The organism is Virgibacillus siamensis, from assembly GCF_039522605.1.
Lineage (GTDB): Bacteria > Bacillota > Bacilli > Bacillales > Amphibacillaceae > Lentibacillus > Lentibacillus siamensis.
The window spans coordinates 162,602-163,013 of sequence record NZ_BAAADS010000003.1; the positions used below are offsets into that span (position 1 = coordinate 162,602).

The 412-nt window shown below is 46.6% G+C and carries 1 protein-coding gene; it reads right to left on the reverse strand.

What is annotated here, in order from left to right; all coding sequences use genetic code 11:
- Positions 1-339 precede the first annotated feature (339 nt).
- Positions 340-412: IS3 family transposase (locus tag ABD010_RS18305; protein ID WP_425542252.1), on the reverse strand; the 73-nt coding region annotated here is incomplete at its 5' end.

The window sequence follows — 412 nt, forward strand, 5'->3', positions numbered from 1 at the left end:
GGCCTTTGCGGCCAACGTCGACACACCCCTATGAAGGGGCGTGTTTCCTTTATCTCATTTAAGGAAGATCGGCTAAAACCGCCGCTTTGCGCGGCAACGCCGACCTACCCGCTATGCGCGGGCACAGTTTGTACGTCGCTAAACGGGCGCTTCCGCTTTTGTTCCATTGCAGATTGCCGAATGAAGTCAAGGGAGAATGCAAGCATTGGTCGATTATCTGCAGTTAAGGCTTCCCATATATGCTCGATTTCGACATGCTTATGCTCGGAAACGGTATTTGCACATAACCCTGTCAAGTAGACAAACTAAAATCGTGCAAATCTATGCTGATTGTAACCGTTATTCAACTGGACTTGTTTCAAGTTTTGTTTGTAATCGATCATTGTTATAATAGTGCACATAGGCGTCTACT